General features: G+C 62.4%; 31 protein-coding genes and 1 pseudogene. 19 read left to right on the top strand and 13 right to left on the bottom strand.

The features are described 5' to 3' along the window. Nucleotides 1-93: 93 nt before the first annotated feature. Nucleotides 94-819 (top strand): response regulator, encoded by a 726-nt coding sequence (locus JMY24_RS24380; protein WP_013338547.1) that lies wholly within the window; start codon nucleotides 94-96, stop codon nucleotides 817-819. Further along, nucleotides 803-2,119: an ATP-binding protein gene (locus JMY24_RS24375; RefSeq protein WP_201703055.1), complete on the top strand. Its 1,317-nt coding sequence runs from the start codon at nucleotides 803-805 to the stop codon at nucleotides 2,117-2,119. Before JMY24_RS24380 ends, JMY24_RS24375 begins: the two co-directional genes overlap by 17 nt. 153 nt (nucleotides 2,120-2,272) lie before the next feature. Here the strand turns inward: JMY24_RS24375 and JMY24_RS24370 are convergent, their stop codons facing one another. Together JMY24_RS24370 and JMY24_RS24365 are read right to left on the bottom strand one after the other, a co-directional pair. Further along, the gene (locus JMY24_RS24370) at nucleotides 2,273-2,539 is read right to left on the bottom strand and encodes a hypothetical protein (protein ID WP_128588674.1); all 267 of its coding nucleotides are present in this window, start codon (nucleotides 2,537-2,539) and stop codon (nucleotides 2,273-2,275) included. Nucleotides 2,540-2,653: 114 nt separating this feature from the next. Beyond that, nucleotides 2,654-4,345, bottom strand: a complete 1,692-nt coding sequence (locus tag JMY24_RS24365) for a sensor domain-containing diguanylate cyclase (RefSeq protein ID WP_128594554.1) — start codon at nucleotides 4,343-4,345, stop codon at nucleotides 2,654-2,656. Between the two features lie 751 nt (nucleotides 4,346-5,096). On the opposite strand from JMY24_RS24365, the gene JMY24_RS24360 reads away from it, so the two are divergent. Continuing rightward, nucleotides 5,097-6,848, top strand: a complete 1,752-nt coding sequence (locus JMY24_RS24360) for an ABC transporter permease (RefSeq protein WP_128588676.1) — start codon at nucleotides 5,097-5,099, stop codon at nucleotides 6,846-6,848. Nucleotides 6,849-6,943: 95 nt separating this feature from the next. Continuing rightward, the gene (locus JMY24_RS24355) at nucleotides 6,944-8,290 is read left to right on the top strand and encodes an ABC transporter ATP-binding protein (RefSeq protein ID WP_013338552.1); all 1,347 of its coding nucleotides are present in this window, start codon (nucleotides 6,944-6,946) and stop codon (nucleotides 8,288-8,290) included. A 112-nt stretch (nucleotides 8,291-8,402) separates the two neighbouring features. Here JMY24_RS24355 and JMY24_RS24350 read toward each other — a convergent pair whose 3' ends face one another. From JMY24_RS24350 to JMY24_RS24340, 3 genes are all read right to left on the bottom strand, one after another. Next, the gene (locus JMY24_RS24350; RefSeq protein ID WP_128588678.1) at nucleotides 8,403-8,945 is read right to left on the bottom strand and encodes a hypothetical protein; all 543 of its coding nucleotides are present in this window, start codon (nucleotides 8,943-8,945) and stop codon (nucleotides 8,403-8,405) included. Next, nucleotides 8,942-9,580 carry a hypothetical protein gene (locus JMY24_RS24345; protein WP_193425003.1) on the bottom strand — a complete coding sequence of 213 codons (639 nt, stop codon included), beginning with the start codon at nucleotides 9,578-9,580 and terminating at the stop codon, nucleotides 8,942-8,944. The genes JMY24_RS24350 and JMY24_RS24345 overlap by 4 nt, the downstream gene beginning before the upstream one ends. A gap of 247 nt (nucleotides 9,581-9,827) precedes the next feature. Further along, the gene (locus JMY24_RS24340) at nucleotides 9,828-10,886 is read right to left on the bottom strand and encodes a sigma-54 interaction domain-containing protein (RefSeq protein ID WP_128588680.1); all 1,059 of its coding nucleotides are present in this window, start codon (nucleotides 10,884-10,886) and stop codon (nucleotides 9,828-9,830) included. A 307-nt stretch (nucleotides 10,887-11,193) separates the two neighbouring features. On the opposite strand from JMY24_RS24340, the gene JMY24_RS24335 reads away from it, so the two are divergent. The 6 genes from JMY24_RS24335 (at nucleotide 11,194) to otsA (ending at nucleotide 16,082) form a co-directional block, all read left to right on the top strand. Continuing rightward, nucleotides 11,194-11,511 (top strand): ElaB/YgaM/YqjD family protein, encoded by a 318-nt coding sequence (locus JMY24_RS24335; protein ID WP_020065268.1) that lies wholly within the window; start codon nucleotides 11,194-11,196, stop codon nucleotides 11,509-11,511. Nucleotides 11,512-11,733: 222 nt separating this feature from the next. Next, on the top strand, nucleotides 11,734-11,997 hold the full coding sequence (locus tag JMY24_RS24330) for a hypothetical protein (RefSeq protein ID WP_201703053.1): 264 nt from the start codon (nucleotides 11,734-11,736) through the stop codon (nucleotides 11,995-11,997). A 297-nt stretch (nucleotides 11,998-12,294) separates the two neighbouring features. Next, a complete protein-coding gene (locus JMY24_RS24325; RefSeq protein ID WP_128591778.1) occupies nucleotides 12,295-13,695 on the top strand; it encodes a sigma-54-dependent transcriptional regulator in 1,401 nt (466 codons plus the stop codon). Between the two features lie 90 nt (nucleotides 13,696-13,785). Then, complete coding sequence (locus JMY24_RS38470; RefSeq protein WP_128591775.1) at nucleotides 13,786-14,001, top strand: hypothetical protein; 216 nt, start codon at nucleotides 13,786-13,788, stop codon at nucleotides 13,999-14,001. Between the two features lie 153 nt (nucleotides 14,002-14,154). Continuing rightward, nucleotides 14,155-14,430: a hypothetical protein gene (locus JMY24_RS24320; RefSeq protein WP_201703051.1), complete on the top strand. Its 276-nt coding sequence runs from the start codon at nucleotides 14,155-14,157 to the stop codon at nucleotides 14,428-14,430. Nucleotides 14,431-14,654: 224 nt separating this feature from the next. Beyond that, nucleotides 14,655-16,082 (top strand): alpha,alpha-trehalose-phosphate synthase (UDP-forming), encoded by a 1,428-nt coding sequence (gene otsA / locus JMY24_RS24315; RefSeq protein WP_128594555.1) that lies wholly within the window; start codon nucleotides 14,655-14,657, stop codon nucleotides 16,080-16,082. Nucleotides 16,083-16,219: 137 nt separating this feature from the next. On the opposite strand, the gene JMY24_RS24310 is transcribed toward otsA, so the two are convergent. The 5 genes from JMY24_RS24310 to JMY24_RS24290 all read right to left on the bottom strand — a co-directional run bounded on the left by JMY24_RS24310 (nucleotide 16,220) and on the right by JMY24_RS24290 (nucleotide 21,070). Further along, nucleotides 16,220-17,668 carry an MFS transporter gene (locus JMY24_RS24310; protein ID WP_201703050.1) on the bottom strand — a complete coding sequence of 483 codons (1,449 nt, stop codon included), beginning with the start codon at nucleotides 17,666-17,668 and terminating at the stop codon, nucleotides 16,220-16,222. A 189-nt stretch (nucleotides 17,669-17,857) separates the two neighbouring features. Next, entirely contained in the window at nucleotides 17,858-18,361 is a 504-nt protein-coding gene (locus tag JMY24_RS24305) for a YbhB/YbcL family Raf kinase inhibitor-like protein (protein ID WP_128585128.1), read from the bottom strand. A 163-nt stretch (nucleotides 18,362-18,524) separates the two neighbouring features. Further along, complete coding sequence (locus JMY24_RS24300; protein WP_128594558.1) at nucleotides 18,525-18,971, bottom strand: very short patch repair endonuclease; 447 nt, start codon at nucleotides 18,969-18,971, stop codon at nucleotides 18,525-18,527. Between the two features lie 195 nt (nucleotides 18,972-19,166). Further along, nucleotides 19,167-20,441: a DNA (cytosine-5-)-methyltransferase gene (dcm, locus tag JMY24_RS24295; protein ID WP_128594560.1), complete on the bottom strand. Its 1,275-nt coding sequence runs from the start codon at nucleotides 20,439-20,441 to the stop codon at nucleotides 19,167-19,169. Nucleotides 20,442-20,743: 302 nt separating this feature from the next. Continuing rightward, on the bottom strand, nucleotides 20,744-21,070 hold the full coding sequence (locus JMY24_RS24290) for a hypothetical protein (protein ID WP_201703049.1): 327 nt from the start codon (nucleotides 21,068-21,070) through the stop codon (nucleotides 20,744-20,746). A gap of 201 nt (nucleotides 21,071-21,271) precedes the next feature. Between JMY24_RS24290 and JMY24_RS24285 the strand changes: the two genes are divergently transcribed. The 8 genes and pseudogenes from JMY24_RS24285 to JMY24_RS24255 all read left to right on the top strand — a co-directional run bounded on the left by JMY24_RS24285 (nucleotide 21,272) and on the right by JMY24_RS24255 (nucleotide 25,262). Further along, nucleotides 21,272-21,463, top strand: coding sequence for a CsbD family protein (locus tag JMY24_RS24285; RefSeq protein WP_128585125.1), 192 nt, complete (start codon nucleotides 21,272-21,274; stop codon nucleotides 21,461-21,463). Between the two features lie 226 nt (nucleotides 21,464-21,689). Beyond that, nucleotides 21,690-21,911, top strand: coding sequence for a hypothetical protein (locus JMY24_RS24280; protein WP_128594563.1), 222 nt, complete (start codon nucleotides 21,690-21,692; stop codon nucleotides 21,909-21,911). A 160-nt stretch (nucleotides 21,912-22,071) separates the two neighbouring features. Then, nucleotides 22,072-22,776, top strand: a complete 705-nt coding sequence (locus JMY24_RS24275; protein WP_128585123.1) for a glutathione binding-like protein — start codon at nucleotides 22,072-22,074, stop codon at nucleotides 22,774-22,776. A 637-nt stretch (nucleotides 22,777-23,413) separates the two neighbouring features. Then, nucleotides 23,414-23,488, top strand: a pseudogene (locus tag JMY24_RS39615) (zinc-ribbon domain-containing protein); the annotation flags it as partial. Between the two features lie 45 nt (nucleotides 23,489-23,533). Beyond that, nucleotides 23,534-23,956 carry a zinc ribbon domain-containing protein gene (locus JMY24_RS24270; protein WP_236597489.1) on the top strand — a complete coding sequence of 141 codons (423 nt, stop codon included), beginning with the start codon at nucleotides 23,534-23,536 and terminating at the stop codon, nucleotides 23,954-23,956. Nucleotides 23,957-24,117: 161 nt separating this feature from the next. After that, nucleotides 24,118-24,375 (top strand): type II toxin-antitoxin system HicB family antitoxin, encoded by a 258-nt coding sequence (locus JMY24_RS24265; RefSeq protein WP_128594564.1) that lies wholly within the window; start codon nucleotides 24,118-24,120, stop codon nucleotides 24,373-24,375. Further along, nucleotides 24,372-24,629 carry a type II toxin-antitoxin system HicA family toxin gene (locus JMY24_RS39610; RefSeq protein WP_128594566.1) on the top strand — a complete coding sequence of 86 codons (258 nt, stop codon included), beginning with the start codon at nucleotides 24,372-24,374 and terminating at the stop codon, nucleotides 24,627-24,629. The genes JMY24_RS24265 and JMY24_RS39610 overlap by 4 nt, the downstream gene beginning before the upstream one ends. 378 nt (nucleotides 24,630-25,007) lie before the next feature. Beyond that, nucleotides 25,008-25,262: a hypothetical protein gene (locus JMY24_RS24255; RefSeq protein WP_128594567.1), complete on the top strand. Its 255-nt coding sequence runs from the start codon at nucleotides 25,008-25,010 to the stop codon at nucleotides 25,260-25,262. Nucleotides 25,263-25,306: 44 nt separating this feature from the next. Here the strand turns inward: JMY24_RS24255 and JMY24_RS24250 are convergent, their stop codons facing one another. The 3 genes from JMY24_RS24250 to JMY24_RS24240 form a co-directional block, all read right to left on the bottom strand. After that, nucleotides 25,307-25,585 (bottom strand): hypothetical protein, encoded by a 279-nt coding sequence (locus tag JMY24_RS24250; RefSeq protein WP_128594569.1) that lies wholly within the window; start codon nucleotides 25,583-25,585, stop codon nucleotides 25,307-25,309. Nucleotides 25,586-25,724: 139 nt separating this feature from the next. Then, a complete protein-coding gene (locus JMY24_RS24245) occupies nucleotides 25,725-25,943 on the bottom strand; it encodes an excisionase (RefSeq protein ID WP_128594571.1) in 219 nt (72 codons plus the stop codon). Next, complete coding sequence (locus tag JMY24_RS24240; RefSeq protein WP_128594573.1) at nucleotides 25,933-26,133, bottom strand: helix-turn-helix transcriptional regulator; 201 nt, start codon at nucleotides 26,131-26,133, stop codon at nucleotides 25,933-25,935. Before JMY24_RS24240 ends, JMY24_RS24245 begins: the two co-directional genes overlap by 11 nt. 73 nt (nucleotides 26,134-26,206) lie before the next feature. Between JMY24_RS24240 and JMY24_RS24235 the strand changes: the two genes are divergently transcribed. Further along, complete coding sequence (locus JMY24_RS24235; protein WP_128594575.1) at nucleotides 26,207-26,404, top strand: excisionase; 198 nt, start codon at nucleotides 26,207-26,209, stop codon at nucleotides 26,402-26,404. Nucleotides 26,405-26,590 lie beyond the last annotated feature (186 nt).

Genomic DNA, 26,590 nt, shown 5'->3' with positions numbered 1-26,590 from the left:
GCCATTACGTGGAGCTTTCACGGTAACACCCGGTAACCCTTGAGGCCTGCTTGAAATCGAAAACCGTTCCTGCCGCGCGTTAAACTTCATTCCATGGCTACTCAAATACTTGTTGTCGACGACGACGTCGAATTGCGCGATCTACTGCGCGACTATCTGGCCCGCCAGGGTATCGAAGTCTCGGTGCTGCACGACGCGGGCTCGCTCGAACGCAGGCTCGAGCGCGAGCGTCCCGATCTGATCGTGCTCGACCTGATGATGCCGGGTGTCGACGGGCTCACTGCCTTGCGCAAGCTGCGCGCATCGGGCGACGACATTCCCGTCATCATGCTGACCGCGCGCGCGGACGACGTCGACCGGATCGTCGGGTTGGAACTCGGCGCGGACGACTATCTCGGCAAGCCGTTCAATCCCCGTGAGCTGCTTGCGCGCGTGCAGGCGGTGTTGCGCCGGCGCCGCACGCTGCCGTCGGCGGCTGCGCCCGAGCAGCGCGAGCCGTTCAGCTTCGGCCGTTTCACGCTCGACTTCCAGTCGCGCACGCTGCATCTGGAAGACAAGCCGCTCACGCTGTCCGGCAGCGAGTTCGCGCTGCTGAAAATCTTCGTGAACCACCCCATGCGCACGCTGACGCGCGAGCGTCTGCTGGAGTTGCTGCACGGTCCCGAATACGACGGCACCGACCGCGGCATCGACGTGCAGGTGTGGCGTCTGCGGCGCATCCTCGAAACGGATCCGTCCACGCCGCGCTTCATCCAGACAGTGCGCGGACGGGGCTACGTGTTCGTGCCCGACGGCGAACAGCATGCGCCGGCCCATTGATTCGCTGTTCGGACGGCTGGCATTGCTGGTCGTCGCGGTGTTGCTGCTGTCGCATTTCGCGTGGTACGCGCTCATGCGCCTCGAGCGCAACCAGCTGCAAGCGCGTTACGCCGTCGAAGAAGCCACTTTCCTCGTCGACGCGGTGCGTCAGCACGTGGTCCGCAACCCGGACCAGCCGTTGCCCTCGCGCGTGAAACTCGTCGATCCGGCGAGCCCCGAGGTGCCACCGGAATCGCCGAACATGCCGCCGCCGCTGGAACGCTTTCTCGAAGACGTGCGCGACCGCATGCCGTCCGGCACGCAGGTTCGCGCCGGCTTCCCGGGCGGCCCGCCCACGCTGTGGGTGCGCGGAACTGCCGACCGCAGCTGGATCGTCGTGCCGGTCCAGCCTCTGCGACCGCCGCGTTCGCTCGACCGCACCGTGTTGTGGCTCGTCATGATCTTTTCGTTCGCGGTCATGGCGGCGCTCTTCGCCGCGTGGGCGCTGCAGCAGCCTCTGCGCTCGCTCGCCCAGGCGGTTGCGCGGTTCGGCCGCGGCTTGCCGGTGCCTCCGGTGCCCGAGCGCGGACCGCGCGAACTGAGGCAATTGACGCACGGCTTTAACCAGATGGTTCAGGAAGTCGCGCGTACCGAGAACGACCGCGCGGTGATGCTCGCGGGCGTCGCGCACGATCTGAAAACGCCGCTCGCGCGCTTGCGGCTGCGCGCCGAAATGATGGACGAAGCCAAGATGCGCGACGGCGTCGTGCGCGACGTCGATTCCATGACGCACATCGTCGAGCAGTTCCTCGTGTTCGCGCACGACGGCGCGGACCGCAGCGAACCGGTCGAAGTCGACGCGCAATGCGAGCGGGTCGTGCGCAGTTATCGCGCAGTGGCCTCCGGCGCGCCGACCGTGGAAACCGACTTGCGGGCGGGTCCCGGGTTCTGCCTTCCCGCCGCCACGCTCGACCGGATTCTGTCGAACCTGCTCGACAATGCGCACGCCTATGGCGCGCCGCCGATCGTCGTTGCCACCGCGCGCACGGCGGAAGGCTTCACGCTGTCCGTGAGCGACAATGGCAAGGGCATTGCCGCCCAGGATCTCGTCAACGCAAGCCGGCCTTTCGTGCGGCTCGATCCGGCGCGCGGCGGTAATGGTCACAGCGGTTTGGGGCTCGCCATCGTCGAGCGGCTGGTTCGGCGCGCAGGCGGAGAGTGGGAGATAGGTAACCACGGTGGCCGTGGCTTGCGGGTCTTGATGAGCTTTCCGTTTTCCGCCGTACCTCAGGTGAAGGCGGCCTCGGAAAGCGTCTGGTGATCGTGGTCACAGGCGCGGCCGCGTTGCGCCGCGTCTGTCGCTGCTGTTGCGCGCCCTTGGCATGATGCCCGCTGCTCGCGCCTCCTTCAAAGCCGTCGCCAGGCACGTAGGTGCCTAGCCAGATCGTCGCAGCGAGTTGGGCAGAGCGCCGGCCTAGTCGGAGAACAGCGTGTTCAGCGCATTCGCCGCTTCGCTATCCACCGTATTCCACGTCACGGTTTCCGCCTCGAATATATAGTGCGTCGTGTACTTGCCGAGGCGCGCGAGTATCTCGTCCTGAATGACCTCTGGCGCAACATCCAGCTTCAGATACCAGGCGGTGGACGACAGGCGCGTTTGAAACGCGCCGTATTCGGCCAGCAGATGGTCGAACGCGTCAGCATCCTGATCGCGGCAAACGATGACCAGATTTCCCTTCATGCGAATCTCCCGTTAAAGCGGTAGCGACAACCCAAGGTCAGTGTCGATCATACCTGCTTGCTTGCGGGAGGCCCGGCGCTTCGGCTTGCGTTGCGTCAGATAGCGGCAACTCGGTTACCAGATGCTGGCTACCGTGCGCGCGGACGGCGCGGTATCGTCAGGCGGCAGTGCTTCGGTGCGGTCGCGGCCGCCGGTCTTTGCGGCATAGAGCGCCATGTCGGCGCGGCTCATGATCCGTTCGGGGAGGTCGTCCACCGAAAGTTCGGTGATGCCGATGCTCACGCTGAGCGTGACCGAGGCGGGCAGCTTCGCCGACGGCACGGCCTTCAGGCGCAGGCGCAAGCGTTCGACCACTTCGCGGCCGCCGGCAAGATCGGTGGCCGGCAACAGCACCCCGAACTCCTCGCCGCCGAGCCGGCCGATGGCATCGGCGCCGCGCAGCTCCGCGCGGCAGGTGTCGACGAAATGTTCAAGTGCGCGGTCGCCGGCAGCATGGCCGAAGCGGTCGTTGATCTGCTTGAAGTGATCGAGGTCCGCGATCGCCATGCACAGTGGCTCGTTGCCCAGATGCGCGCGGTCGATTTCGTGGCGCAGCAAGTCGAGGAAATAGCGGCGCGACAGCGCACCGGTCAATGCGTCGTGACGCGCCTCCGCCGAAAGCAGCGTATTGGCCGATTGCAGCTGTTCGGCAAGATCGCGCGTGGCACGATGGTGACGCCGCTCGCGCACGTATGAGACGGTGATCACCCATGCGAGCGCCACGGTGCCGGCCAGCGTCAGGAACACCAGCAAATGATCGCGCTTATGGTTGCGCAGCAGTTCGGGCCAAGCGGGAAGCGGCTCGACGAGATGCGCTGACAGTCCCGAGTTCAGACCGCCGCGAGTCTGATACAGCGACGGACCCAGCTGTCCGGCCGAAGCGAACAAATGTTCCGCGACAGCGGCGGACACCCATGGCGCCGCCTCGCGCACCTGGGTGTCGACGTGTATCTGGATATCCGGGAACGCATCGCGGCGGTAGGTCAGCTTGCGGTCCGCTGCGCTCATCTTCGTCACTCGGGAGTCCGGCAGCGCGTGGCCTTCGAGCCTGCTGTCGTGCGCCATGATGATGACGCCGTTACTGTCGGCGACGAATGTTCCGGCATGGGCGACCCAGTGGCGCAGCCGCGCGATCCCCACCTTGGCGACGACTGCCCCTGTGAGTTCTCCGTCCGCATAGACCGGCACGGCGATAAAGATGCCGGGCTCGCCGCTCGTGCGGCCCACGCCATACGCTTCAGAGAACGCGCCCAGCAGGGCGCTGGTGAGATAAGCCCGCACGCGCATGTCGACGCCGACAAAGGAGGTGCGTGGCGCCTGCGTGTCGGAGAGGACATCGCTCGCGGCCACGCAGATGCCATTGGCATTCACGAGCCACACCTGATCGAGCCCGGAGAAGCCCTGCGCGCGGTGCAGGAAGGTGCTCACAGTGGTCATTCGCGGGTCTTTTAGCAACGCGGCGCGCAGGGCGGGTTCCGTCGTCTGGCCGTTCGCGGCATAATTCCGGGATTGCACCAATGCGTTCTGGACCACGTCCATTTCGGCCATGGTTGCGGGGATGGCCCGCGACATCGCAAGGTCGCTTGCGATCACCTCCGCCATGTTGTCGACGATCGAGGCCGACATCTGGCGCTGCGCGTGCAAGGTCGCGGCGAGTTCTTGCTGTACCATCCGGTCCGCGACCATGCCGGCCACGAACCAGCAAGCCAGTAAGATCAGCACGAAGCCGATCGGGCCGGTTGCCTGGCGCAAGGTTGTCCTGTTCATCGACCCTCTGATCCGTCTGGCTTAGACATGCAACTCGCTATTCGTGGCAGCGCCGCGGCGCTGTTTCGCCCCGCGTTTCGCGGTTGTGGGAACGGCCGGTCATGCGCCGCAACTGTGGCCCGGGATAAACCACCAACACAGTGCATCTTTATGGATTCTAACCGTCATGGGGCCAGACGCCACCCTTATTGAGGCATGAGTTCTTATGGGCTACACCCATCAGGCTCTTAACGGCAGCCTCGCCGGTTTCTTGATGCCTCGCAACAGCGCGAAGTGCAATCACACGAATGCGGCATCAGTGAGCATCACCGGCCTTGTCGATCAATGGCAATGAGAGTGCTCATAAAATAGGCACGCGGCACGGCTGCTTGCCCTTGGCGGAAGGTCACTGTCAGGTCATTGCCGGGCTGTTGTCAGGCGGTCGTTGCAAGTTGCCGCGATTTGTCTTCAAAGGTTGTGCCTGAAACATAGGATGGTGTAGTGTCGTGCCGTCCAAAACAAAGGAAAGCTCGCCAGCCTACGGGCGGCGCCTGCGACGACAGGATTTTGGCTTGACGGTTGGGGTTGCGGGGCGGCTTACCCGTGGGCACTTCCGTCGCTGGTCCACGTGTCACCAACGCTAACGATTTACCGCGCACACGCGTTTTGCCATGCCTGATTTCCGCTTTCCGGACCGATCGTCAGACCGCCGCGCCGAAGTCGCGGCCTCGTTCCCGCGTTTGTTCGCCTGTATGAATGAGGAGTGGGTCTGATGGATTTCAGCTTCAACCTGAAGCGCACCGCCAACGCGTCGGCTTGGCGGGTGCTGCCCAACCGCTGGGACTTCGTGGCCTTTCCGCTGATCATCTGCATCATCGCAATGGCGGCGATCGGCTTTCACGAGACGCTCGCGCCGATGTCCACGCTGAAGACCCAGGCGATCTCGCTCGATCCCGCGAACCTGCCCGAGTATGCGATGCGCACGACATTGCGCATGCTCGCGGCGATGGTCGCGTCGCTGATCTTCACGCTGATCTACGGCACGCTCGCTGCGAAAAGCCGCCGGGCGGGTCTGGTGCTGGTGCCGATTCTCGACATCCTGCAGTCGGTGCCGGTGCTCGGCTATATATCGTTCACGGTTACGTTCTTTCTAGCGCTGTTTCCGGGCCGCGTGCTGGGCGCCGAACTCGCGGCGATCTTCGCGATCTTCACGAGCCAGGCGTGGAACATGACGTTCAGCTTCTATCAGTCGCTGCGCACGGTGCCGCGCGATCTCGACGAAGTCTCGCGCGGCTTTCACCTCACTTCATGGCAGCGCTTCTGGAAGCTCGAAGTGCCGTTCTCGATGCCGGGCCTCATCTGGAACATGATGATGTCGATGTCCGGCGGCTGGTTCTTCGTGGTCGCCTCCGAGGCCATCACCGTCGGCAACAACACGATCACGCTACCAGGCATCGGCGCCTATCTGGCGCAGGCGATCGTCGTCAAGAACCTGCACGCGATCGGCTGGGTGATTCTCGCGATGACCGTCGTGATTCTCGCGTATGACCAGTTGCTGTTCCGTCCGCTCGTCGCATGGGCGGATAAATTCCGTATGGAAACCACGAGTTCGGGCGACGCTCCGGAATCGTGGCTGCTCGATCTGATCCGCCGCACGCGCCTGATTCACCGCTTGCTGGTGCCGCTCGGCTGGATGTTCGCCAAGGCCGCGCGCGTGCCGTTCCGGCTGCCCGCTTTGCACAGGCCGCGTTTCCAGATCCCGCAGATGCAGAAGAGCTCGCGCCTTGGCGACATCGTGTGGGGCGCGCTGGTCCTGATCGGCACCGTCTATGTCGTGTATCGCGTGTTTATCTACGTGCGCACCGGCGTTTCGCTCGACGAAGTCGGCCACGTTCTCATGCTCGGCCTGATCACACTTTTGCGGGTGGTGGTGCTGATCGCGATTGCGTCGGTGATCTGGGTGCCGGTCGGCGTGCTGATCGGCTTGCGGCCGGCGCTCGCCGAGAAGATTCAGCCGCTCGCGCAGTTTCTTGCCGCGTTTCCGGCCAATCTGCTGTTTCCGGTATTCGTGATCGCGATCGTTCGCTTCAAGCTGAACCCGGACATCTGGCTGTCGCCGCTGATCGTGCTCGGCACCCAGTGGTATATCCTGTTCAACGTGATTGCCGGCGCGACCTCGTATCCGAACGACTATCGCGAAGCGGCCAAGAATTTCCACATTCGTGGCTGGCAATGGTGGCGTCAGGCCATGTTGCCGGGCATTTTCCCGTACTACGTGACGGGCGCGATCACCGCGTCGGGCGGCGCGTGGAACGCGAGCATCGTCGCGGAATTCGTGCAGTGGGGCGACACGAAGGTTGCGGCGCATGGGCTCGGCGCCTATATCGCGCAGTCCACAGCCGCGGGCGACTATCCGAAGATCATTGTGGGCATTGCGGTGATGTCCCTGTTCGTGACGCTCTTCAACCGCCTGCTGTGGCGTCCGATGTACGCGTACGCCGAAGCCAAGCTTCGGCTGGACTAAGCGCCCCCGACCTTGCCGCTCGCGCGAGGCCCCCAACGGGGGGCATGAAAAGCTCGGGCGGCCCGGCGTTTCTTGAGAATTGAAGGCATAACGCGATGCAAAATCCTAAAGCTGCTATGACCGCCGCGCCGATCCAGACGCCGCCGAAGCCGCCGCGCCTCGGCGAAGAGATCCTGCGCGTCAAGGACGTGTGCCGCGGTTTCAACAAGTCGCAGGGCGAACTGCTCGTTCTCGACGACGCGAATCTGTCGTTGCGTGAAGGCGAGATCGTCGGTCTTCTCGGGCGTTCGGGCTCGGGCAAGTCGACGTTGCTGCGCATCATTGCCGGTCTGATCGAGCCGACCGACGGCGAAGTCACTTATATGGGCAAGCCGCTCGACGGTCCCGCGAAGGGCGTCGCCATGGTGTTCCAGACCTTCGCGCTGTTCCCGTGGCTGACCGTGCTGCAAAACGTGGAAGCCGGACTCGAGGCGCAAGGCGTGGCCGCGCGCGAGCGGCGCGAACGCGCGCTCGCCGCGATCGACCTGATCGGTCTCGACGGTTTCGAGAACGCGTATCCGCGCGAGTTGTCGGGCGGCATGCGCCAGCGCGTCGGCTTCGCGCGGGCGCTGGTGGTCGATCCCACGCTGCTGCTGATGGACGAACCGTTCTCCGCGCTCGACGTGCTGACCGCCGAAACGCTGCGTACCGATCTGCTCGACTTGTGGACGCAGGGCCGCATGCCCATCAAGGCGGTGCTGATCGTTACGCACAACATCGAGGAAGCCGTGTTCATGTGCGACCGGATTCTGGTGTTGTCGTCGAATCCGGGCCGCGTGATTGCCGAGATCAAGGTGCCGTTCAAGCATCCGCGCAATCGTCTGGACCCTGCGTTCCGCCGTCTGGTCGACGAGATCTACGCGAAGATGACCGCGCGTCAAACGGACGAGAAAACCCGGAAGGGTCTCGAACTGCACAGCTGGTTGCCGCACGTGTCTACCAACCTGATGGCCGGTCTGATCGAGACGTTGGCTGCCGCGCCGTATCACGGCCGCGCGGACATGCCGGAAATCGCACGTTCGCTGCATCTGGAGGTGGACGATCTGTTCCCGGTGGCTGAAGTGCTTCAGCACCTCGGTTTCGCCGACGTGCGCGAAGGCGATATTTTCCTGACCCCGCCCGCGCGCGTGTTCGCGGAGTTCGGCACCCAGGAACGCAAGATGATGTTCGCCGAGCACCTGTTGCGGCACGTGCCGCTCGCCGCGCGAATCAAGAAGGTGCTGAACGAGCGGCCGGGACACCGCGCGCCACGGGTGCGCTTCGAGCAGGAGCTCGAGGATTTTCTGTCCGACAGCGCCGCCGAGGAAACGCTCGACGCGGTCATCAACTGGGGCCGTTACGGCGAGATTTTCTCGTACAACGATCAGACCGAAATCTTCAGTCTGGAAGACGTGGAGTCGTGAGCGCGACGGCGCGTCTGCGCGTCGCTCATGAAAAACGGCAGGGGAGACCCCGCCGTTTTTTCATTCTGCCGTGTTAGTAGCGCAGTGATTGCCGCCGCGTTCGCTCTATGCTCTATTGCAAGTTGCCCCAACGTTCGACAGCCGGTTCCGCCGAAGCCCATTTCCAGCCTTTGTCCTGCTGACACGCGCTTGCGGTGTACCAGTCTTCGTGTGCGCCCGGACCGTCACCGTCCCGCACCGAGAATACGAATTCCTTGCAGAGCGCGAGCGCTGACCCGAACGCGCGCGTGACGCGCACCTCACCGTGGCCGTTTTCGATGGGCAGCGTGTGTTTGACCGACCAGGGCCGCGTTTCACCGACGGGCATTGCCCCCGCCAGCGCCGCGATCAGATTCTGCTGGTCGGTGTGCATGTTGCGCATGTAGCGGCCCACGGCCGCGTCCGTTGCAGCCTGCACGGCAATACCCACTCCAAACCCGACCGCCGGGTTCGATGTGACGAGACCCGACGCGACACCCGCGGCCGCGCCGCTTGCCGCGCCGATCGACGAGCAACCGCTCGTCAGCAAAGTCGCGCTGACACACAGCGCGCCGGCAAGGGCCGTCAGGCTCAGGCGACGCAGCGGCTTTCCAGTCGCAAGCGCATGCGCCGTCATTGCAGTGCACCCCAGCGTTCGGTAGCGGGCTCGGCCGAAGCCCATTTCCAGTTGTCGCCGTCGCGGCAGATGGACGCGACGTAAAACGCGCTGCTAGCAGGCACATTTTTAGTGGCGATGTGGTCGACCGAAAAGACGATTTCCTTGCAGTCCAAGGTACCCGCGCTGATCGTGCGGCTGACCGTCACGCGGCCGTGCTCGTCGTCTTCGATCGGGAAGGAGTGCGTGACGCTCCACGGTGCCACGGCGCCGACTTCTAGCGGTCCGGCGATCCTGGCAATGCCGTCCTGCGTGTTTCTGTGGACCACGCGCTCCGAGTACTGCACGCCGGCTTTCGCTGCTGCCACTGCGCCAAGACCGATGCCGGTGGCAACGGCGGCATTATTGGTAACTTGCGCCGCAATCGCGGCGCCGGCGATACCCGCGCCGGCCGTGGCGCCTTCGGTATAGAGCGAGCTGCAGCCGCTCAGCGCGGACGAGACCGCGACAGCCAATACAGCAAGGACAGCGGCATCAGGACGTCCGCGCCCGGCCGATCGTTTCAAGCGGGTTTTCAAGCACGGCTTCAAGCGCGGCTGCAAGCGCGGTTTCAAGCGCGGTTTCAACCACTCGGCCCACACCATTTTCTTTTGCATTCCCTGTCTCTACTCTTCTTGCAAGTGCTTTCGTTCGCGTGCAAAGGCAGCCGCCGAACGTGCAGCGCCTCGTCCCATCGTCGAAAAATGGGCTGCTGCATTTTGCAGGATGCGTTTTGTAAATGGCAGCGGAAAAGTGCAAGAAATTGCAAAAGATGGTGCACGTCAAACCGGATTCTGTTCGACGAGAGGCCGGTTTGATTGGTGGTGCGAACTGATTGCGGGAGGAAGTTCTGCGCCGACGCGCCTAGTGCTCGGTATCCTCTTCCGCGCCTTCGTCCCCGTACGCGCTCAAGCGGTTGTACAGCGTCTTCAGGCTCACGCCGAGTGCTTTCGCCGCGCGCCGTTTGTCGCCGCCGCAGTACTTCAGCGTGCCGAGAATGATCTGCTTCTGGGCGTCGGCGAGCGGCGTGCCGATCCATACGCTCATCGCGTCGCCTTGCGTGATTGGCCGCTTCACCTTCGACGCAAGATGCGGATGCGGCAACTCGACCGTTTTCTCAGCGAGGATGAACGCGCGGTACACCGCGTTCTTCAGCTCGCGCACGTTGCCCGGCCACGACCATGTGCGCAGCGTTTCGATTGACCGTTTGCTGAAGCTCTTGCTGGTGCCTTCCTGCTGGTTGAGCTGCGCGAGAAAGTGCTGGGCGAGCAGTTCGCGATCGTTTTCGCGTTCGCGCAGCGGCGGCGCGCGCAATGGGAAAACCGCGAGCCGGTACATCAGGTCTTCGCGCAAGCCGTTTTCCTTGACCGCCACCGCCGGGTCGCGATTGGTGGCGGCGATCACGCGTACGTTGCCGCTGATCAGCTCGTTGCCGCCCACGCGATAGAACGTGCCGGTCTCGAGCGCGCGCAAAAGTTTCACCTGACGCACGGGCGCCATTTCGGTGACTTCGTCGAGGAACAGCGTGCCGCCGTTCGCATGTTCGAAGTAGCCGATGCGCCCTTGAACGGCGCCGGTGAAACTCCCTTTTTCATGGCCGAACAGCTCGGCCTCGATCAGTTCGTCGGGAATCGCACCGCAATTGACGGCGACGAAGGGCGCCTCCTTGCGGCTGCTTTGATCGTGAATCGTGCGGGCGATCAGCTCCTTGCCGGTGCCCGATTCGCCGATGATCAGCGCGGTTGCATCGGTGCTCGCGACGCGCTCGATCTGCTCGTACAAGTCGAGCATCACCGGCGACGAGCCGTACAGCAGGCCGTACGATTTCAGTCCCGCGATGCCGTCCGTGACGCGCTGCTTCGCCTGAGCGGAAGCGCTGCCGCCGGCGGACACAGTGGGCGAGTCCACATCGATTGACGCCATAAACGGGGAAGTCCTGTGCAAATGAGGTTCGTTGTTGCGGCGCGCAGGCCTGGAACGAGACAGCTCTTGAAGTCGTATCTCACAAAAGCCGATTTAACCACTTCGACGGCGCTTCCTGCAATCGATGTGTCAGCTATCGACGAACTGTGATCGCGAGTCGGTCGAAAGTGCTCGTGGCGGATGTTGGGTGGCGTGGCGTACGTTAAAGTTACCGGGCACATGGTTTGCGCCTTCCTCCCGACACGCGTGCGCTTTGCCACTACCGCTTCGGCGCACGAATGCTGACCCTAGACGAGGAGTGAAAACGATGACTGACACGACGCAACAGCTTGCACTCGGCGGCCAGAAGATCGTCGAGGATCTGCGGGTGCTGCTCAAGGACTCAGAGGAAATGCTGCGACTCGCCGCCAATGTGCCGGGCGAGGGCGTAGGCGCATTGCGCCAGAAACTGGGCACCCATGTGGAAACGCTGCAATCCGCACTCGGCGATGCGCAGGATAACGCCCAGCGGCGCTATCGCTCGGCGACCGTCAACACGGAACGCTATGTGCGACAAAACCCCTGGAGCTCGGTCGCCATTGCTGCGGGCGTGGGCTTTGTGCTGGGCGTGCTGACGGCGCGCTAACCACTGGCTCATTGCGCGAGGCATCGCCCGGGTACCGGCTGATTATCGGCTTGGCACTGCTGGTCCTGGCTGGGTCCCGGCCGAGCCTCCGCTGACGCCGGGGCAGAAGACAACTGCCGCGCTTTCGGTTTCCGGCAAACGCCTGCCGACTTATCGACGGTGACCGGCGGCACGATGCGCCACTTCCACCTTTCTCCGTTCAACGACCACAAGGAGTTCACGATGGCTCGACCCAAAATTGGTATCTTCAGTGCGCTGATGGCGCTCGGCGGCTTTCTCGCGGTGCGCTATGTCCAGCGCAACCGTGCCGCGCAGGGAGCGACAGGGCGTGAGTTGCACCGCTGGGAAGGCGAGGGCGGCGCGGTCACCGCACCTGCGGCATCCACGGCGTCCGGCGCGGCTTTGGCGGCGACCACGGGCCCTGGCGCCCATGGAGCAAATGGCTCGGCACATCCCGACGCCTGGCCGTTCCCGCACAGCAGTTAAGCTCGCTTTTCGCCAGGGCGCCGCATGCAATCCCTGGGATGCGGCGCCTTGGCGGGACTGTTAATTTGTCTCAGTAAAGCCTTATAATAGGTAAATACAGAACAATAGTGCCGATCACGTCCTGCTTTCTGTGTGTATTGTTGCAATATTGAATGGAATCGGCGATCCCGCGCTTGACGCAGGTTGGGTGCGCTCACATCGAGATGCATTTTCCGACCGCGCGCGCGAGGTCGTCGCCCTTTTTAGCATGCACCGCCGCATGCTGTTCCTCCCACGCTTGCAGGCTTACGAGACGCGATGCCACATGTACTGATTGTCGATGACGACGCAGGTACCCGCGAGGCGCTTTCCGCCATCATCGGGGAAGACGGATTGACCACCGCCACCGCGGGCGATTTGCGCGAAGCGCGCATTCAACTCGTCCGGCAAATGCCGGACGTTGTCTTTACTGACCTGAAGCTGCCGGACGGCAGCGGGGTCGAACTGTTCGAAGATCTCGATCCGCGCTCCGGCGTGGAAGTGATCGTGATCACGGGCCACGCCACGGTGGAGTCGGCGGTGAACGCGCTGAAGATGGGCGCCACCGACTACCTGGTCAAGCCGATCAACATGCAGCGCGTGAAGGCGATCCTTTCGCGCCTGCCGCGCGCCGGCGACCTGAAGGCGGAAATCGGCACGTTGCGCGGCGAATTGCGCCGCATGGGCCGCTTCGGTTTGATGCTCGGCAATTCGCCGGCCATGCAGGAGGTCTACGACCAGATCGGCCGCGTTGCACCCACGGCGGCCTCGGTCATGCTGGTCGGCGAATCGGGCACCGGCAAGGAAGTTGCCGCGCAGACGCTGCACGAGCTGAGTTTGCGTCGCAAGCATGCGTTTCTCGCCGTGAACTGCGGCGCGATCTCGCCGAACCTCATCGAATCGGAAATGTTCGGTCACGAGCGCGGGTCGTTCACCGGCGCGGACCGTCAGCACAAGGGTTATTTCGAGCGCGCGAACGGCGGCACGCTGTTCCTCGACGAAATCACGGAGATGCCGATCGAGCTGCAGGTCAAGCTCTTGCGCGTGCTCGAAACGGGCATGTTCATGCGCGTGGGCACGACGAAGGAAATCGAAACGGACGTGCGCCTGATCGCCGCGACCAACCGCGATCCGGAGCAGGCGGTGCTGGAAGGCAAGCTGCGGCTCGACCTTTACCATCGGCTGAACGTATTCCCGATCAGCTTGCCGCCGCTGCGCGACCGGGGCAAGGACGTGGAGCTGCTGGCCCAGGCGTTTCTCGACGAACTCAACGAGCGTCACGGCACGCGCAAGCATTTCCCGCCCGCAGTGAAGGAAATGCTGTTGTCGTACCCGTGGCCGGGCAACGTGCGCGAACTGAAGAACTACGTGCAGCGCGCGCACATCATGTCGGGCTCGGATTCGGACAGCACGGCCACCGTGCCGCTGCAGATCACGCTGTCGAAGCCAGCGGCCGGTACGGCGATCACCATCCCGTTCGGCACGTCGCTCGCAGAAGCGGACCGTCAACTGATTCTGGCCACGCTCGAGCAGTGCGGCGGCGTTAAGACGCGCGCCGCCGAGATTCTCGGCATCAGCCTGAAGACGCTGTACAACCGCCTAGTGGAATACGGCAACGACGCGCGTGAAGAGAACGATTCCGCCGACGAATCGCGCGCGTTGGGCGGCGCGGACGCGTAGCGTCCACCGCCTGCGCTTTGGCTGGGAGCGCTTCTGTAACGGCACGACCCTTGCTGCGTTTGGATAGAACGCATAACGAGGATCACTGACATGCCGGAACACGTTGCCGCTCCCACGTCGCCGCTTCAAAAGCATGCACATCGTCCGGAGCCGATCGAGCCGCCTTCGCCGGGCGAGCCCGACACCGTGCCCGACCCAAGTCCTCAGCCGATCGAACCGGTAGAGCCGCCGATCGGCGACCCGCCGCCGCAGCCCACGCAAACTCCGCAGGCCAGTTGGCGCCCGCCAATCTCTCTGCGACTCTGACATCGCCTGCCGGGTGCGCCCTAGCCACGCGCCGCAAACTTGTGTACATGTTACAAATGCGGCGCATGTTTTACCGGCAGTTACGGCGCCGCCCCCCGATTTGTTGATGCCGCCGTTGCCTGGGCGGCGCGGCTTTGCCCGGAGGCATCGATCATGAGACATCCAGCACTGCGGCGGTCGGCGCGCCACGCGAAGCGCGACGGCCGTCCCGCTCCGACCAAAAACGCTCCGCCGCCTTCTTCCGAGTCGTCCCCCGCGCCGGCGCCCGATTCATCGGCCGCACCGACCCCTCAGGCGACCCACCACGATCCGTCCGCGCAGAATCGCGTCGCTCCCGACGCTCCGCCTGACGGGGAATACAACCAGGGCGGCGTGCGCCACGAAGGCCTCGACTATCAGCGCGATTTAGGCTCCGAGCAGGACGCGTGAGGCTCGCTTCGCAAAAAAGAATCACGCGAGAAAGGCGTTTGCCGTTTGGTCGTAGGAAACGGAAGGAAGTTCTTCGCGGCGTTTCCGCGCTGCGGGTTTCTGCTCGCCCGTCACATTTGCATACATTTTTTATCCTCAGCTTTCGATAAAACGGCACGCGACTTGCATGCACCTTTTTGGCACATGTCCGTATGCAACGAAACAACTGACTAGGTGGAGCGCCAATGAGCAGACTGATCGTGGTATCGAATCGTGTTGCGCCGACCCAGGAAGGGCGGCCCGCAGCGGGCGGCCTGGCGATCGGCGTGCTGGATGCGTTGAAGGAAACCGGCGGAGTCTGGTTCGGCTGGAGCGGCGAGACGGTGAGCGAACCGTCGGCGCCGGTGATCGAGAAGCAAGGCAACGTGACCTACGCGACCGTTGGCCTGACCAAGCGCGACTACGACCAGTACTACCGCGGCTTTTCGAATGCGACGCTGTGGCCTACGTTTCACTATCGCAATGACCTGTCGCGTTACGATCGGCAGGAATATGCGGGCTATCAGCGCGTCAATGCGACGCTCGCCAAGCAGCTCAAGGAGCTACTGAGGCCCGACGACATTATCTGGGTTCACGACTACCACTTGCTGCCGTTCGCGCGCTGCCTGCGCGATCTCGGCGTAAAGAATCCGATTGGCTTCTTCCTGCACATTCCGTTTCCGGTCCCCGAGGTGTTGCGCACGATCCCGCCGCACGAGGAACTCGTGAAGGCAATGTGCAGCTACGACGTGATCGGCTTCCAGACGGAGGCGGATCGCCAGTCGTTCGTCGATTTCATCGAGCGCGGCCATCACGGCACGTCGAGTGAAGACGGCATGGTTCAGGCCTACAACCGTTTTCTCAAGGTGGGTGCGTATCCGATCGGCATCTATCCCGACGCGATCGCCAAGGCCGCCGAGCAGTTCACCGACCGCAAGCCGGTGCGCAGCCTGCGTGACGGCATGCGGGGCCGCAAGCTGATCATGAGCGTCGATCGCCTCGATTATTCGAAGGGTCTCGTCGAACGCTTCCAGGCGTTCGAGCGCCTGCTGCTGAACGCGCCGGGATGGCACGGGCGTGTGTCGCTCGTGCAGATCGCACCGCCGACGCGCGCGGACGTTCAGACCTATCAGCGGATTCGTCAGACGCTGGAAGGCGAGGCGGGGCGTATCAATGGCCGCTTCGCGCAGCTCGACTGGACCCCGATCCAGTACCTGAACCGCAAGTACGAGCGCAATCTGCTGATGGCGCTTTTCCGTCAATCGCAGGTCGGCTACGTGACGCCGTTGCGCGACGGCATGAATCTGGTCGCGAAGGAATATGTCGCGTCGCAAGATCCGGCCGATCCGGGCGTGTTGGTGCTCTCGCAATTCGCCGGCGCGGCCGAGCAGTTGCCGGGCGCGCTGGTCGTCAATCCGTTCGATCTCTCGCAGATGGCCGAGGCGCTCGAACGTGCGCTTTCGATGCCGCTCGCCGAGCGCCAGGCCCGGCATGCCGACATGATGGCGCCGATGCGCGAGAACAACTTGTCCGTGTGGCGCGATACCTTCCTCGGCGATTTGCGCAACGTCGCTACGGCGTCTTCCGTGACGGCCAAAGCGGTAAAGCTCGCTGACGTGACGGCGTCGTCATAGGAGTTTTGCGGCAGCGCGGCTCTCGCGGAGCCGCGTGCGCTCGTCACGTCTGAGCGAGGTTGTCGAAGAAAAGAGAAGGGCGCGGATCGTTCGAAGCGATCCGCGCCCTTTTGCCGTTGGCCTTGCAGAAATGGAGATCAGGCCGGGCGCGGGTTGGCCCGTTGCGTCACGCGCATGGTGCTGACCACCGCTGCCACCGCGGAAAAACCTGCGGCCACATACAGCGAGACAACTGGCCCGTTGTGCGGCGCCACTCCGAAAATCAATGCGACCAGCGCCGCGCCGAGCGTCTGCCCGGTCAGGCGAGCGGTGCCCAGCATGCCGCTCGCGCCGCCGCTGCGCTCGCGCGGTGCGGACGACAGCATGGTGCGGTTGTTCGGCGACTGGAAGATGCCGAAACCGGCGCCGCACAACGCCATGCGCCATGCGATCTGCACGGGATCGGGATGCGCGCCGAGCGTGGCGAGCAGCAGCAGTCCAACTGTCATGGCGGCCAGTCCGACGCCGCCCAGCCAGCCTGACGACACCTTGTCCGACAGCACGCCGGCGATCGGCGCAGCGATGATGATGACCGCGGGCCATGGCGTCATCAGGAGGCCGGTGTCGACCTGCGAGAAACCGAGCGTGTCCTGCAACATGAAAGGCAGCGACACGAAAGCGAGCATCTGCGCGCAAAACGAACAGACCGAGGTGCCGATCGACAGCGCGAAGATTGGAATCCTCAGCAAGTCGATCGGCAGCAGCGGCGCCGGCCGGCTCAATTGACGACGCACGAAGAAGTAGCCGATCACCACCGCGCCGATCAATTCGACGGCGACGTAGCCGAGCCGTTCGCCGTGCCCGAGACCGTCGACTGCGAAAATCAGCAGGCCGAATACGAACGCGTTCATTACCGCGCTCAACAGGTCGTATGGCGAATCGTGGCCGCGGTTCATGGGCAGAGCCTTGAAGCCGCCCACAATCGCCGCGATGCCGATCGGCACATTGATCGCGAAGAGCCACGGCCACGAGGCCACGGCGAGCACGCCCGAGGCCACCGTGGGTCCCACCGCCGAGGACACCGCGACCACCATCGCATTGATTGCGACGCCGCGCCCGAGTTGCGTCGGCGGATAAATCATGCGGACAAGCGCCGTGTTCACGCTCATGACACCCGCCGCGCCGAAGCCCTGCACGACGCGAGCGATCGCGAGCGTTGCCAGCGACGAGGAGAGCGCGCAGCCGAAAGACGCCACCGTGAACAGGATCAGGCCGCCGAGATAGATGCGCCGATAGCCGATGCGGTCGCCAAGCGACGCAAGCGGCAGCAGTGAAATGGTGATGGCGAGCTGATACGCGTTGATGACCCAGATGGAGCCGGCCGCGCTCGCCTGGAGGTTTCGTGCGATGGTGGGCAGCGCGACATTGGCAATGGCGCTGTCGAGTACCGCCAGTGTGAGGGCGAGCGCAATGACCAGCATCGCCCAATAGCGTTGCGGCGTCGGCAGGCCGTGTTCGGGGCTGGACGCAGCGGCGCTGTCGGGAGCGACTGTCTGCTCTGCGTCGGGCGGTACGGCGCCGCCATTGCGCGATGGTTGTGCGTGCATCGGTTGTTGGTTGTGCCTTGGACAAACCGCCGGTCGGACGGCGAGCCGTGGGTATTGCGTGCTGTTGCCAAACGGTTCGCGCGAGCCGCGGCGATGCCGGCTCGCAACGGGTGAGCGCGCCCGGCATCGCCCATGTCATGTGTGCGCCGCGCTTGGGCGGCGCGGCATCGCAAGCTCGCCGTTACGCCGTTACTTGAGTTCGTAGAGGCCGGTGTGCGTCGTCGAGTCGATCTCGTTCATATGCGTCATGAAACGGGCGACCGCATTGGTAGTCTCGGCATTGATCGGCAGATGCGGCACGCTCAGCGCATGCAGGCGGAAGATGTAGCGATGCGTCTTGTCGCCGCGCGGGGGCGCCGCACCGCCGAAGCCGACCGTGCCGTAATCGTTGCGCACCTGCAGCGCGCCTTGCGGCAGCAGCGAGCCGTCGGCCTTGCCGGCGTTGCGCGGCAGCGAACGCACGTCGGCGGGGATGTTCACCACGACCCAGTGCCAGAATCCGCTGCCAGTCGGGGCGTCGGGATCGTGCACGGTGAGCGCGAAGCTCTGCGCGTCAGCCGGCGCGCCTTCCCACTGCAGCGCGGGCGAGATGTTTTCTCCATCGACGCCGAAGGCTTTGTCGTTGTGTTCGTGCGCCTTCGGCATGAAGCCGTTGTTGGGGAAATCGTCGGACCAGAGACGGAAATCAGCCATTGTGTGCCTCCCTTCTTGTGGGTCTTCGATGGCCGAAGCGAGCGGTTGCAGCGCGGCGCAAGCATGGCGCTCGACGCGCTAACGACGCGCTTCGGGGTAGCCAATCGAGTGTATCACCGCGGGCTTTCGGTTCGCTCGCAGAGCGCGTGGCTTGGGGCGGGATTTATGCGCGCTCTTCGAAGCTCGGCGCGTCGCTTCTTAACCATTCGACGAGCCGCGTCAGGACTCCCTCGATATCGCGATTCGCGCCTCGCAACGCGCATTCCCATACGACACCGACGCGCCAGCCGTCGGCAAGCAAAGCGGCGCGGACCTTGTCGTCGTTGCTGCGATTACGGCCGATCTTCTCGCGCCAGAATTCGGGGCGCGTCTGCGGCCATTTGAAAAGATGACAGTCGTGGCCATGCCAGAAGCAGCCGTGCACGAGCACGACGGCGCGGTAGCGGGGCAGCACGATATCCGGGCGTCCCGGCAGATCGCGCGCATCCAGACGAAAACGAAAGCCCTGCCGATGCAGCAGGCTGCGAATCAGCATTTCGGGCTTGGTGTTGCGGCCGCGAATGCCGGACATCATCCGGCTGCGCGTTGCGCTGTCGACGATATCGACCATTGCTAGCGTCTCATGGCGCGTCGCAGGCCTGGCTGTCGGGAACTCGCATGGGCTAACGCCATTGGCTCTGCGGGACGGGACTCGTGTCGACTCATGCGGTGGCTCCTCGATAAGCAGCGATTGATTCGAGTAACTGATCGTTGTGGGCGCTCCAATCCACAGCCTCTGCGCGACGAAACCTCGCTGCCCGAATGACTACGCGCGCAGGAGCATTTCCGTTGACGCCGGTTCGCGATCTTCCTCAAGCAGCGCTTTGACATGAGGCGTCATGATGCGCGCCACTTCGTGCATGACTGGAACGACCACGCTGTTGCCGAACTGACGGTACGCTTGCGTATCGCTCACGGGGATCACGAAGTCGTCGGGAAAACCCATCAGACGCGCGCATTCACGCGGCGTCAAGCGGCGGGGGCGCTCGCCTTCGCCTTGCGCGAGAAGTATCTCCGAGCCGTCCTTGTGATAGCGCGCTGAGAGTGTGCGCGTAACACTGGCCGGCGTGACCAGTCCGAAGCCGAAGCCGTTTCCGGCGGCGCGGTGTTTGTCGGCGTATGCCTGCAGGTACGCCCACAGTTTCGGCGTGAGCGTGTACTTCGGCTGAACCTTGCGGCGGACGGAGTCGAAGAAACGCTCGCCGTCGTGCGGGAGCACAGGCTCGCTGCCGTCTGTCCTGTGCAAAATCGACGCAAGGCGTGGCCCGTTAGCCGGTAAGCGCAGATCGTCGAACGAAAACTCGGTCTCCTCGCGGAAACCGACGATGACGATTCGTTCCCGGTGCTGCGGCGTGAAGTGCTGCCCGTCGATCACCTTGTAGTGAACGTCGTAGTTCAGCTCGTCGCGCAGCACTTCGAGAATCGTTCTGAAGGTGTTGCCTTTATCGTGCGACAGCAGGTTCTTCACGTTTTCGAGCAGGAACGCGACCGGGCGCTTTGCATCGATGATGCGCGCAACGTCGTAAAAGAGCGTGCCTTGCGTCGTGCACTCGAAGCCATGCGGACGGCCGAGCGAATTTTTCTTGCTCACACCCGCGATGCTGAAGGGCTGACACGGGAAGCCCGCGAGTAGCACGTCGTGCGGCGGAACCGCGTCTTCCGCAAAGGAGACGATGTCGCCGATGAATTCGTGCACGTGGTCGGCGTCCGGATGATTTTGCCGGTACGTCTTCTTCGAGAACTCGTTCCATTCGCTCGTGAACACGCATTGACCGCCGTGCGCTTCGAAGCCGCGGCGAATCCCGCCGATGCCTGCAAAAAGGTCGATGAACTGGAAATCCGCCCGGCTTTCTGCGAGCGCCTTGCGCGCACTCGTATGCAGCATCTCACGCAAAGCCGCTTCGGCAATGCGGGGACAACTTTGGTCCGTTTTCCAGCGGCGAATGGTTCTGACGTCTTTTCCGCAGCGCGCCGCGATTTCTCCCTGACTGTAGACCTGCAACGCTTGTAAGAGCAGGTCGTGCCGTGTGGCCATTGTCATGTCGCTTGTTCTCGCTGGGAATTTTGGCGGACATTTTGACCGTTCGATAACCGCCTGTCCAGGAATTTTGGGGCGCGATATGCCGCGCCGGAGCGGCGAGCGGCGAAATGCGCTTGTCACAGTTGGATGTGTACGCTTGCAGCGTGACGCGAAGTCCCTGCGTTGCGACGTGTTAAGGCCGCGGCATGGTTCGCGGCCGTTTTTTTATAGCGTGAACAACGATGACGCGCCGGCTCGCCGCTTTTCTTCCGGCTCGCGGAGCCGGAAGTCCGGGAAAGCCGCGAAAGCTGGTGAGCGCTGCGCTAGGCGGGATGTCCGGCGCCGGCTTCGTGCGTCGGTGGAAACATTGCAGCTGTGGCGGGCGTGAGTTCGTCCCATGGAAGAGGCGGCTGCGCCTCGAACTGGTCGAGCTGCAACAGAAGACTGTCCACCGAGCACAGCTGGGGGTGAGTCAGGCTGCCCGTGTCGAGCAGTTTGTAAAGACGCTCGCGCCAGTAGGTGGGGGGCAGAATAGGGCCAGCCAGGTCGCCTTGCAACGACAGCCGCATCGCGCGAGCAATATGGGTAATGTCGCCGTCGATCAAACCGGCTTTCGATGATGCCGACAGGGTGATGGGTTTGCGATCCATGGCTCCTCCATGGCACCTATTACGGCAGCCTGGAGGGAAACTTTAGCCCTTTGATGAAAAAAATTCCGGGGCTTCATGGGGGGCATGCCGCGCGGCGCCGGTTTTTGCCGTAGCGTTCAGCGCCGCCTCCTGGGCATGGGCGTTGCTCGACAAGGTTACTGGCGCAATTTCGCGTCGGCATTCAAGTAAGTGGAGCCGAACATGAACAAGGACCAGGTAAAAGGTGTGGGCGAACAGGTTAAGGGAAAGATCAACGAAGCCGTGGGTAAGGTGACGGATAATCCCGCCAAGGAACTGAAGGGCGATCTCCAGCAGGGCGCGGGCAAGGTGCAGAAGAGCTACGGCGACGCAAAGGAAGACGCGAAGGACGAAGCCAAGCGCAACACCCCGTAAATCTGGCTCGATGCGGGCGTAAGGAAAAGGCGCTTCGGCGCCTTTTCTCATTTGCGGCGTCATGTGAAGTCTCTGGCACCGGACGCGCCCGGTCTCCGGTCGGCGTGCCCGGTTCCTGGCTGCGATCTTTGGCCGGCCTGGGAGTAACCCGGGTTCGGCGCGTCCAACGTGCCGTGCGCGGCGCGGGGCCTTTAGACTGACTGCATCCAACAAGGAGGCCGCGCCAATGACACCGGAAAAAGTGCTTTCGATGTTTGAACGGCAGTATCTGGAGGGCAAAGCGCCCGTCGATCTCGACGAGACTTGCGCCAGCTTTGCAGGCTGGCTCGCGTCGACTTGGGAGCAACTCGACGTCGAACACAGGGCGCTGCTGTTGACGGTGGGAGCCGCGCTGTGGCGTGAAGGCTATGACGTGCGCGCGGGCGGCGCGACAAAGGACTTGTGGTGAGCGCTGACTAAAGCGCGGACATGCCGGCGTCCCGCACGCGTTGGGCCGACTCGGTTTATATTTGGCGCTCCGCATTGGCACAGCCGAGGCTGGTCGCCCGGTCAATCTCTGTCGCCCAATGCGATTTTTTCCGCCATTCCGCACAGGGCTACACCATCACATGACAGATCTGTCCGCTTTCCCGATCACGAAGAAATGGCCCGCTGAGCATCCTGACCGGCTTCAGCTTTATTCGCTGCCCACGCCGAATGGCGTCAAAGTGTCGATCATGCTCGAAGAAACCGGCTTGCCTTACGAGCCGCATCTGGTGCGCTTCGACACGAACGATCAGATGACGCCGGAATTTCTGTCGCTCAATCCAAACAACAAGATTCCCGCGATCATCGACCCGAACGGACCTGACGGCAAACCGCTGCAGCTCTTCGAGTCCGGCGCGATCCTGATTTATCTCGCGGACAAGACTGGCCAGTTGATTCCACAGAACGCCGCCGGCCGTTACGAGGCGATCCAGTGGGTCATGTTTCAGATGGGCGGCATCGGCCCGATGTTCGGCCAGCTTGGCTTCTTCCATAGATTCGCGGGCAAGGAATACGAAGACAAGCGTCCGCGCGATCGCTATGTCGCCGAATCTAAACGGCTGCTCGGTGTGCTGGAGCAACGTCTCGAAGGGCGCGAGTGGATTCTCGGCGATCAGTATTCGATCGCGGACATCGCGACGTTCCCGTGGGTGCGCAATCTGATCGGTTTCTACGAAGCGGGCGAGCTCGTCGGCATACAGGATTTTCCGAACGTTAGGCGCGTGCTGGCAGCGTTCGTCGCGCGTCCGGCTGTTGTTCGGGGACTGGACAGTCCGAAGCGGGTGTAGGCGGTCGTCGGTATGACGGCGGTCCGGGCCGGAGTGCGGGTCGTTTTGGTCTGGCTGGTGGTGAGGACTCTGCTGCGGCGGAGTCGATCCTGCTCGCACGCCATTGCGGACCCGTCTCGTAGCGTGTCCCGACCGGCAACATCGTATGCCTGGCGATATGGTCTGTGGGGTCGTGGTGCTGGCGTCGTACCAATGGCTCGAAGGGCCAGTGAACAGAATTGGCAAGCGCCTCATTGTGAGGACGCGTGGGACGGCAGAGCCTGTGCGCAACTGAGGCGTTGCTTGTGAGGCGCTGCGAAATACCGTGAGAGGCATTGAAGCGGGTTGGTCCCCTGGCAGAATCCATACCGCAAGTGTGGACGGGACTTCAGGCCATTTTAACCAATTTTGTACCCCCAACCGTACCCCATAAAACCGTCTCCTGAGGATGTACGGGTTGTGATTCTGCTGTTGCGGGCACGCGTCACCGCTAGGGCACGCTGGCTAAAGTGCTCGGATGTCAGTCCGGCACAAGATGATGCAATAGTAGCGTGATGATTTGAAAAACCAAAAGGATCATAATCCAGCGCTGCGATGCTTGGATCCGGCCAGGCTCACGGCAACTGGAAACCGGAAAAACCACAAAAACGGGGTAGTGATGGCTCTTATAAAGTGTCGAGAATGCGGCACAGAGGTCAGTGACAAGGCGGCCGCTTGCGTCAAATGTGGCGCGCCCATCAAGTCAACCAAACCAAAATCAAAGACTGGATGCCTCCCGGTGATCGCGGGCGTGGCTATCGTATTTGCAGCGATCTGGGCGATTGGCGGAAGTGGCTCGGGGTCGTCTCCGGGCGGTAGCGCTGAGAAGCCAACCCCGAAGCCTGCCGAGGAGCAGTGCAAGCAAGACGATCTGTCGTGCCTCGGGAACAAGGGAATCGTCGGAGCATCTGTATATTGCCCGCGGCAAATCGAGCAGATGGCAAAGCACAGCGTCAAGTGGACAGACGGCACCTTTGAGATGAAATTCAGCCGCTTCCGGTGGGCCAATCAAAAAAACGGCGAGATAACCTACATTGGCGACAAGGCGGAGTTCCAGAATGGCTTTGGAGCTTTTACTCCGGTCATCTACCAATGCGACATGGCTGCCGACAACAAGACCGTGTTAGACGTCCGGGTGGTAGAAGGGCGACTGCCGAACTAGCGGTCGCCGACTGCGCCTGCGGGCGGATGGCCAATCGTAAATGGGGATGGAATGCTGGTTGCTTTGTGGTAAACCGATCACGCCCAAGAACGATATTAACGTTCCACGCGGATTTGCCGTAAACTGGGCTATTCGCGGGAGCCGTTCACTGGAGAGCCATCATGAGATTCAAGGTCAAGGTCCGGATCGAGGTTGAGCAGGACGGCGACGCTTTCTATGCATACTGCCCCGATTTGAAAGGGGTGCATGTTGATGGAGAAACCGCGGACGAGGCGCGCAAGAATGCCATGCTTGCGGTGAGCGCGTACGTTCAATCGCTTGTGCGCCATGACGAACCGATCCCGGTAGGAATCATGGGCACCCGAGTCGTCCAGCCTGAAGCAGCAGAGTCCATCGAAGAAGTACTCGTTGAAGCGTGAGTTTCCCTAGTCATGTGTGGGATCAGCTGCGCAGCATAACGGCTGACGAACTCATTGAGGCGCTCGAGAAGGACGGATTCAGGGTGGAGCCTGGTCCTGGTTCCATTCGCATTTATAGGCATCCTGTCTCGAAGACTCGAGTTTCCGTCCACTATCATCCCAAGAAAACCTATGGCCCCAAGATGCTCAAGGGCTTGCTGGACGATGCGGGATGGTCGATCGACGACCTTAGGCGTCTGAGACTGATCAAATGAGCCCGCCGCGAGCGGGCTTTTTCATGTCTAACCATCCTTAACAGTTCGCCATTTTGGTCCACCGTATTCTTGCCGGCTGAGAAACCGGGGGATCGCATGAAATATCCGTACGACTTAGTCGCAGGCATCTTGTGTCTCACCATGTCGTTTGTATGCCTGGGTGCGCTACTGCTTGGCTGCGGCTAAGCGTCGAACGTTTTAGCCGTCCGCAAAAATCCTCCGTCAGAGCCAGCGTCGGCCGACGTGAAGCGCACTATGTCCTCGAGAGGTCGATCACGTCCGCGGGGATGACTGAATTTTCGGGCCCACGAGCGGAGCCCTCAAGTTTGGCACGCTGAAGCCGTTAACCCAGTCGATGTCCCTAACTCGGAGCGTGACATGTGGAAGGCGATTGGCGGTGCGGTTGCTGCAACTTATATGGTGTATCAGATGGCCACGCTCTTTTACGCCGGGACCATGTTCGGCGTGATACTGCCAGCAGAACAACGGTGCGAAAGCGAGACCATGAAGGCCGCGCTAGATATGCAGCAAAACCCATATTCTGATGGCTCCAGCTTTGACCGAGTAATGAAGACCTGTCAGGGAGCTGCAGCGATCGCTAGCGCTTTCGTGCCCGGGGGAACCAAGCCTTGACATTAAAAGCCTCTGCTGCAAGGCGGTTTGGCGGCAGCCTGACCTCAGGAATTAACGCAGGAAAATACTAATTCCGCTTCCTGCGGCGTCCACCCGCGAACGCCATGCGTCTGCATGTCTACCTGATGCATCTGCTTGCCCTGTTGCCGGCAGTAGTCGTCAGCGCGCTTCAAGCTCGACGCTTTCACTTCGCCCCATGCGGTCATTCCCCCGCGGACTTGAGCGGTGACGGTGTAGCGGCCGTCGCCAGCCGGCGTGACGTCGGATATGGTGGTGCATGCGGCGAGCATGGTCAGTGCTGCCAAAACTGTTTTCGTTTTCATTATGGTCCCCTTTGCCTGCCGGATTGTGCAGCGATGGGTCGTCTATCGCAAGCACAGCAAGCGTAACCGATTCAGTTCCCTTGGGGAGTTTGCTCTTCTGCCCACACGCTCAACGGTACGAGCTTTGGTCGTTTTGTTGTCATCGATCTTGACCTAATCTGCGGGCCATCTCGCCGTACTGATCGGCATACACAGCAGTGGGCTCGACGAAATAGCGCCTGCCAATCTTGATGGGCGCTGGCACGATCCAGCCGCCCTGGCGCCAGTTATACAGGGTGTTACGGTGCGGCGCATGTTCACCGAAAACCAGTTTCGCCCATGCATCCAGTGGAATGAGTTTCGGTTGGTCAGTTGCCATTGCTCGCCTGTCCAGTATGAGGAGCTAGTAACGCGTCAACGCTTTCCGCAGTGATCCTGCTAGTGCGGTATCCGAGGCTGATCTTCGTCAGCCTGCCGGCGTCGACCAGCCTATACACCGTCGCTCGAGACACGTTCAGCAGCGTCATAACGTCGGTTATGCGATATAGCCGAGGTGTAGCATTGCTCATAGATCCCCCTTCGGTTGGCTCAGGTGATCCATGCTACAACGGACGGAGCGAACACCAAAGACGGAGGCAAGTCGTGAAGTTGCGACTCGATGAGTGGCTGAAGCGCGAGTTCTATCCACCGCCGGCGATCCGCACGGCCCGTGCTTGGATCAAGCAGGGCAAGATATACCCGCCACCAGTTAAGGTCGGCCGCGCCTACTACGTCGAAGAAAACGCCGTCTTCGCCGACGGGAGGACTCGACCTCGCTTGGTGGATCGCATTCCGAAATAGCCACCAACAACGCCCAATGTTTACAAATTTGATCTTGACGAGTGCGTGACGGCCAATTAGCCTAGAAGCGTGTCCTAGACAACAGACACCGGGTTTGGCGACCTGTAGAAAGTGGGCGGACAACCGCCGCCATGAGCGGTTTTTTTACGTCCGTCGTATCATTGCGCATCCTTTCAATGGGTGGGC

The sequence above is a fragment of the Paraburkholderia kirstenboschensis genome (genome assembly GCF_904848585.1).
GTDB lineage: Bacteria > Pseudomonadota > Gammaproteobacteria > Burkholderiales > Burkholderiaceae > Paraburkholderia > Paraburkholderia kirstenboschensis.
The sequence above is the reverse complement of the archived record's forward strand: the minus strand, read 5'-3'. Positions and strand labels throughout refer to the sequence as shown.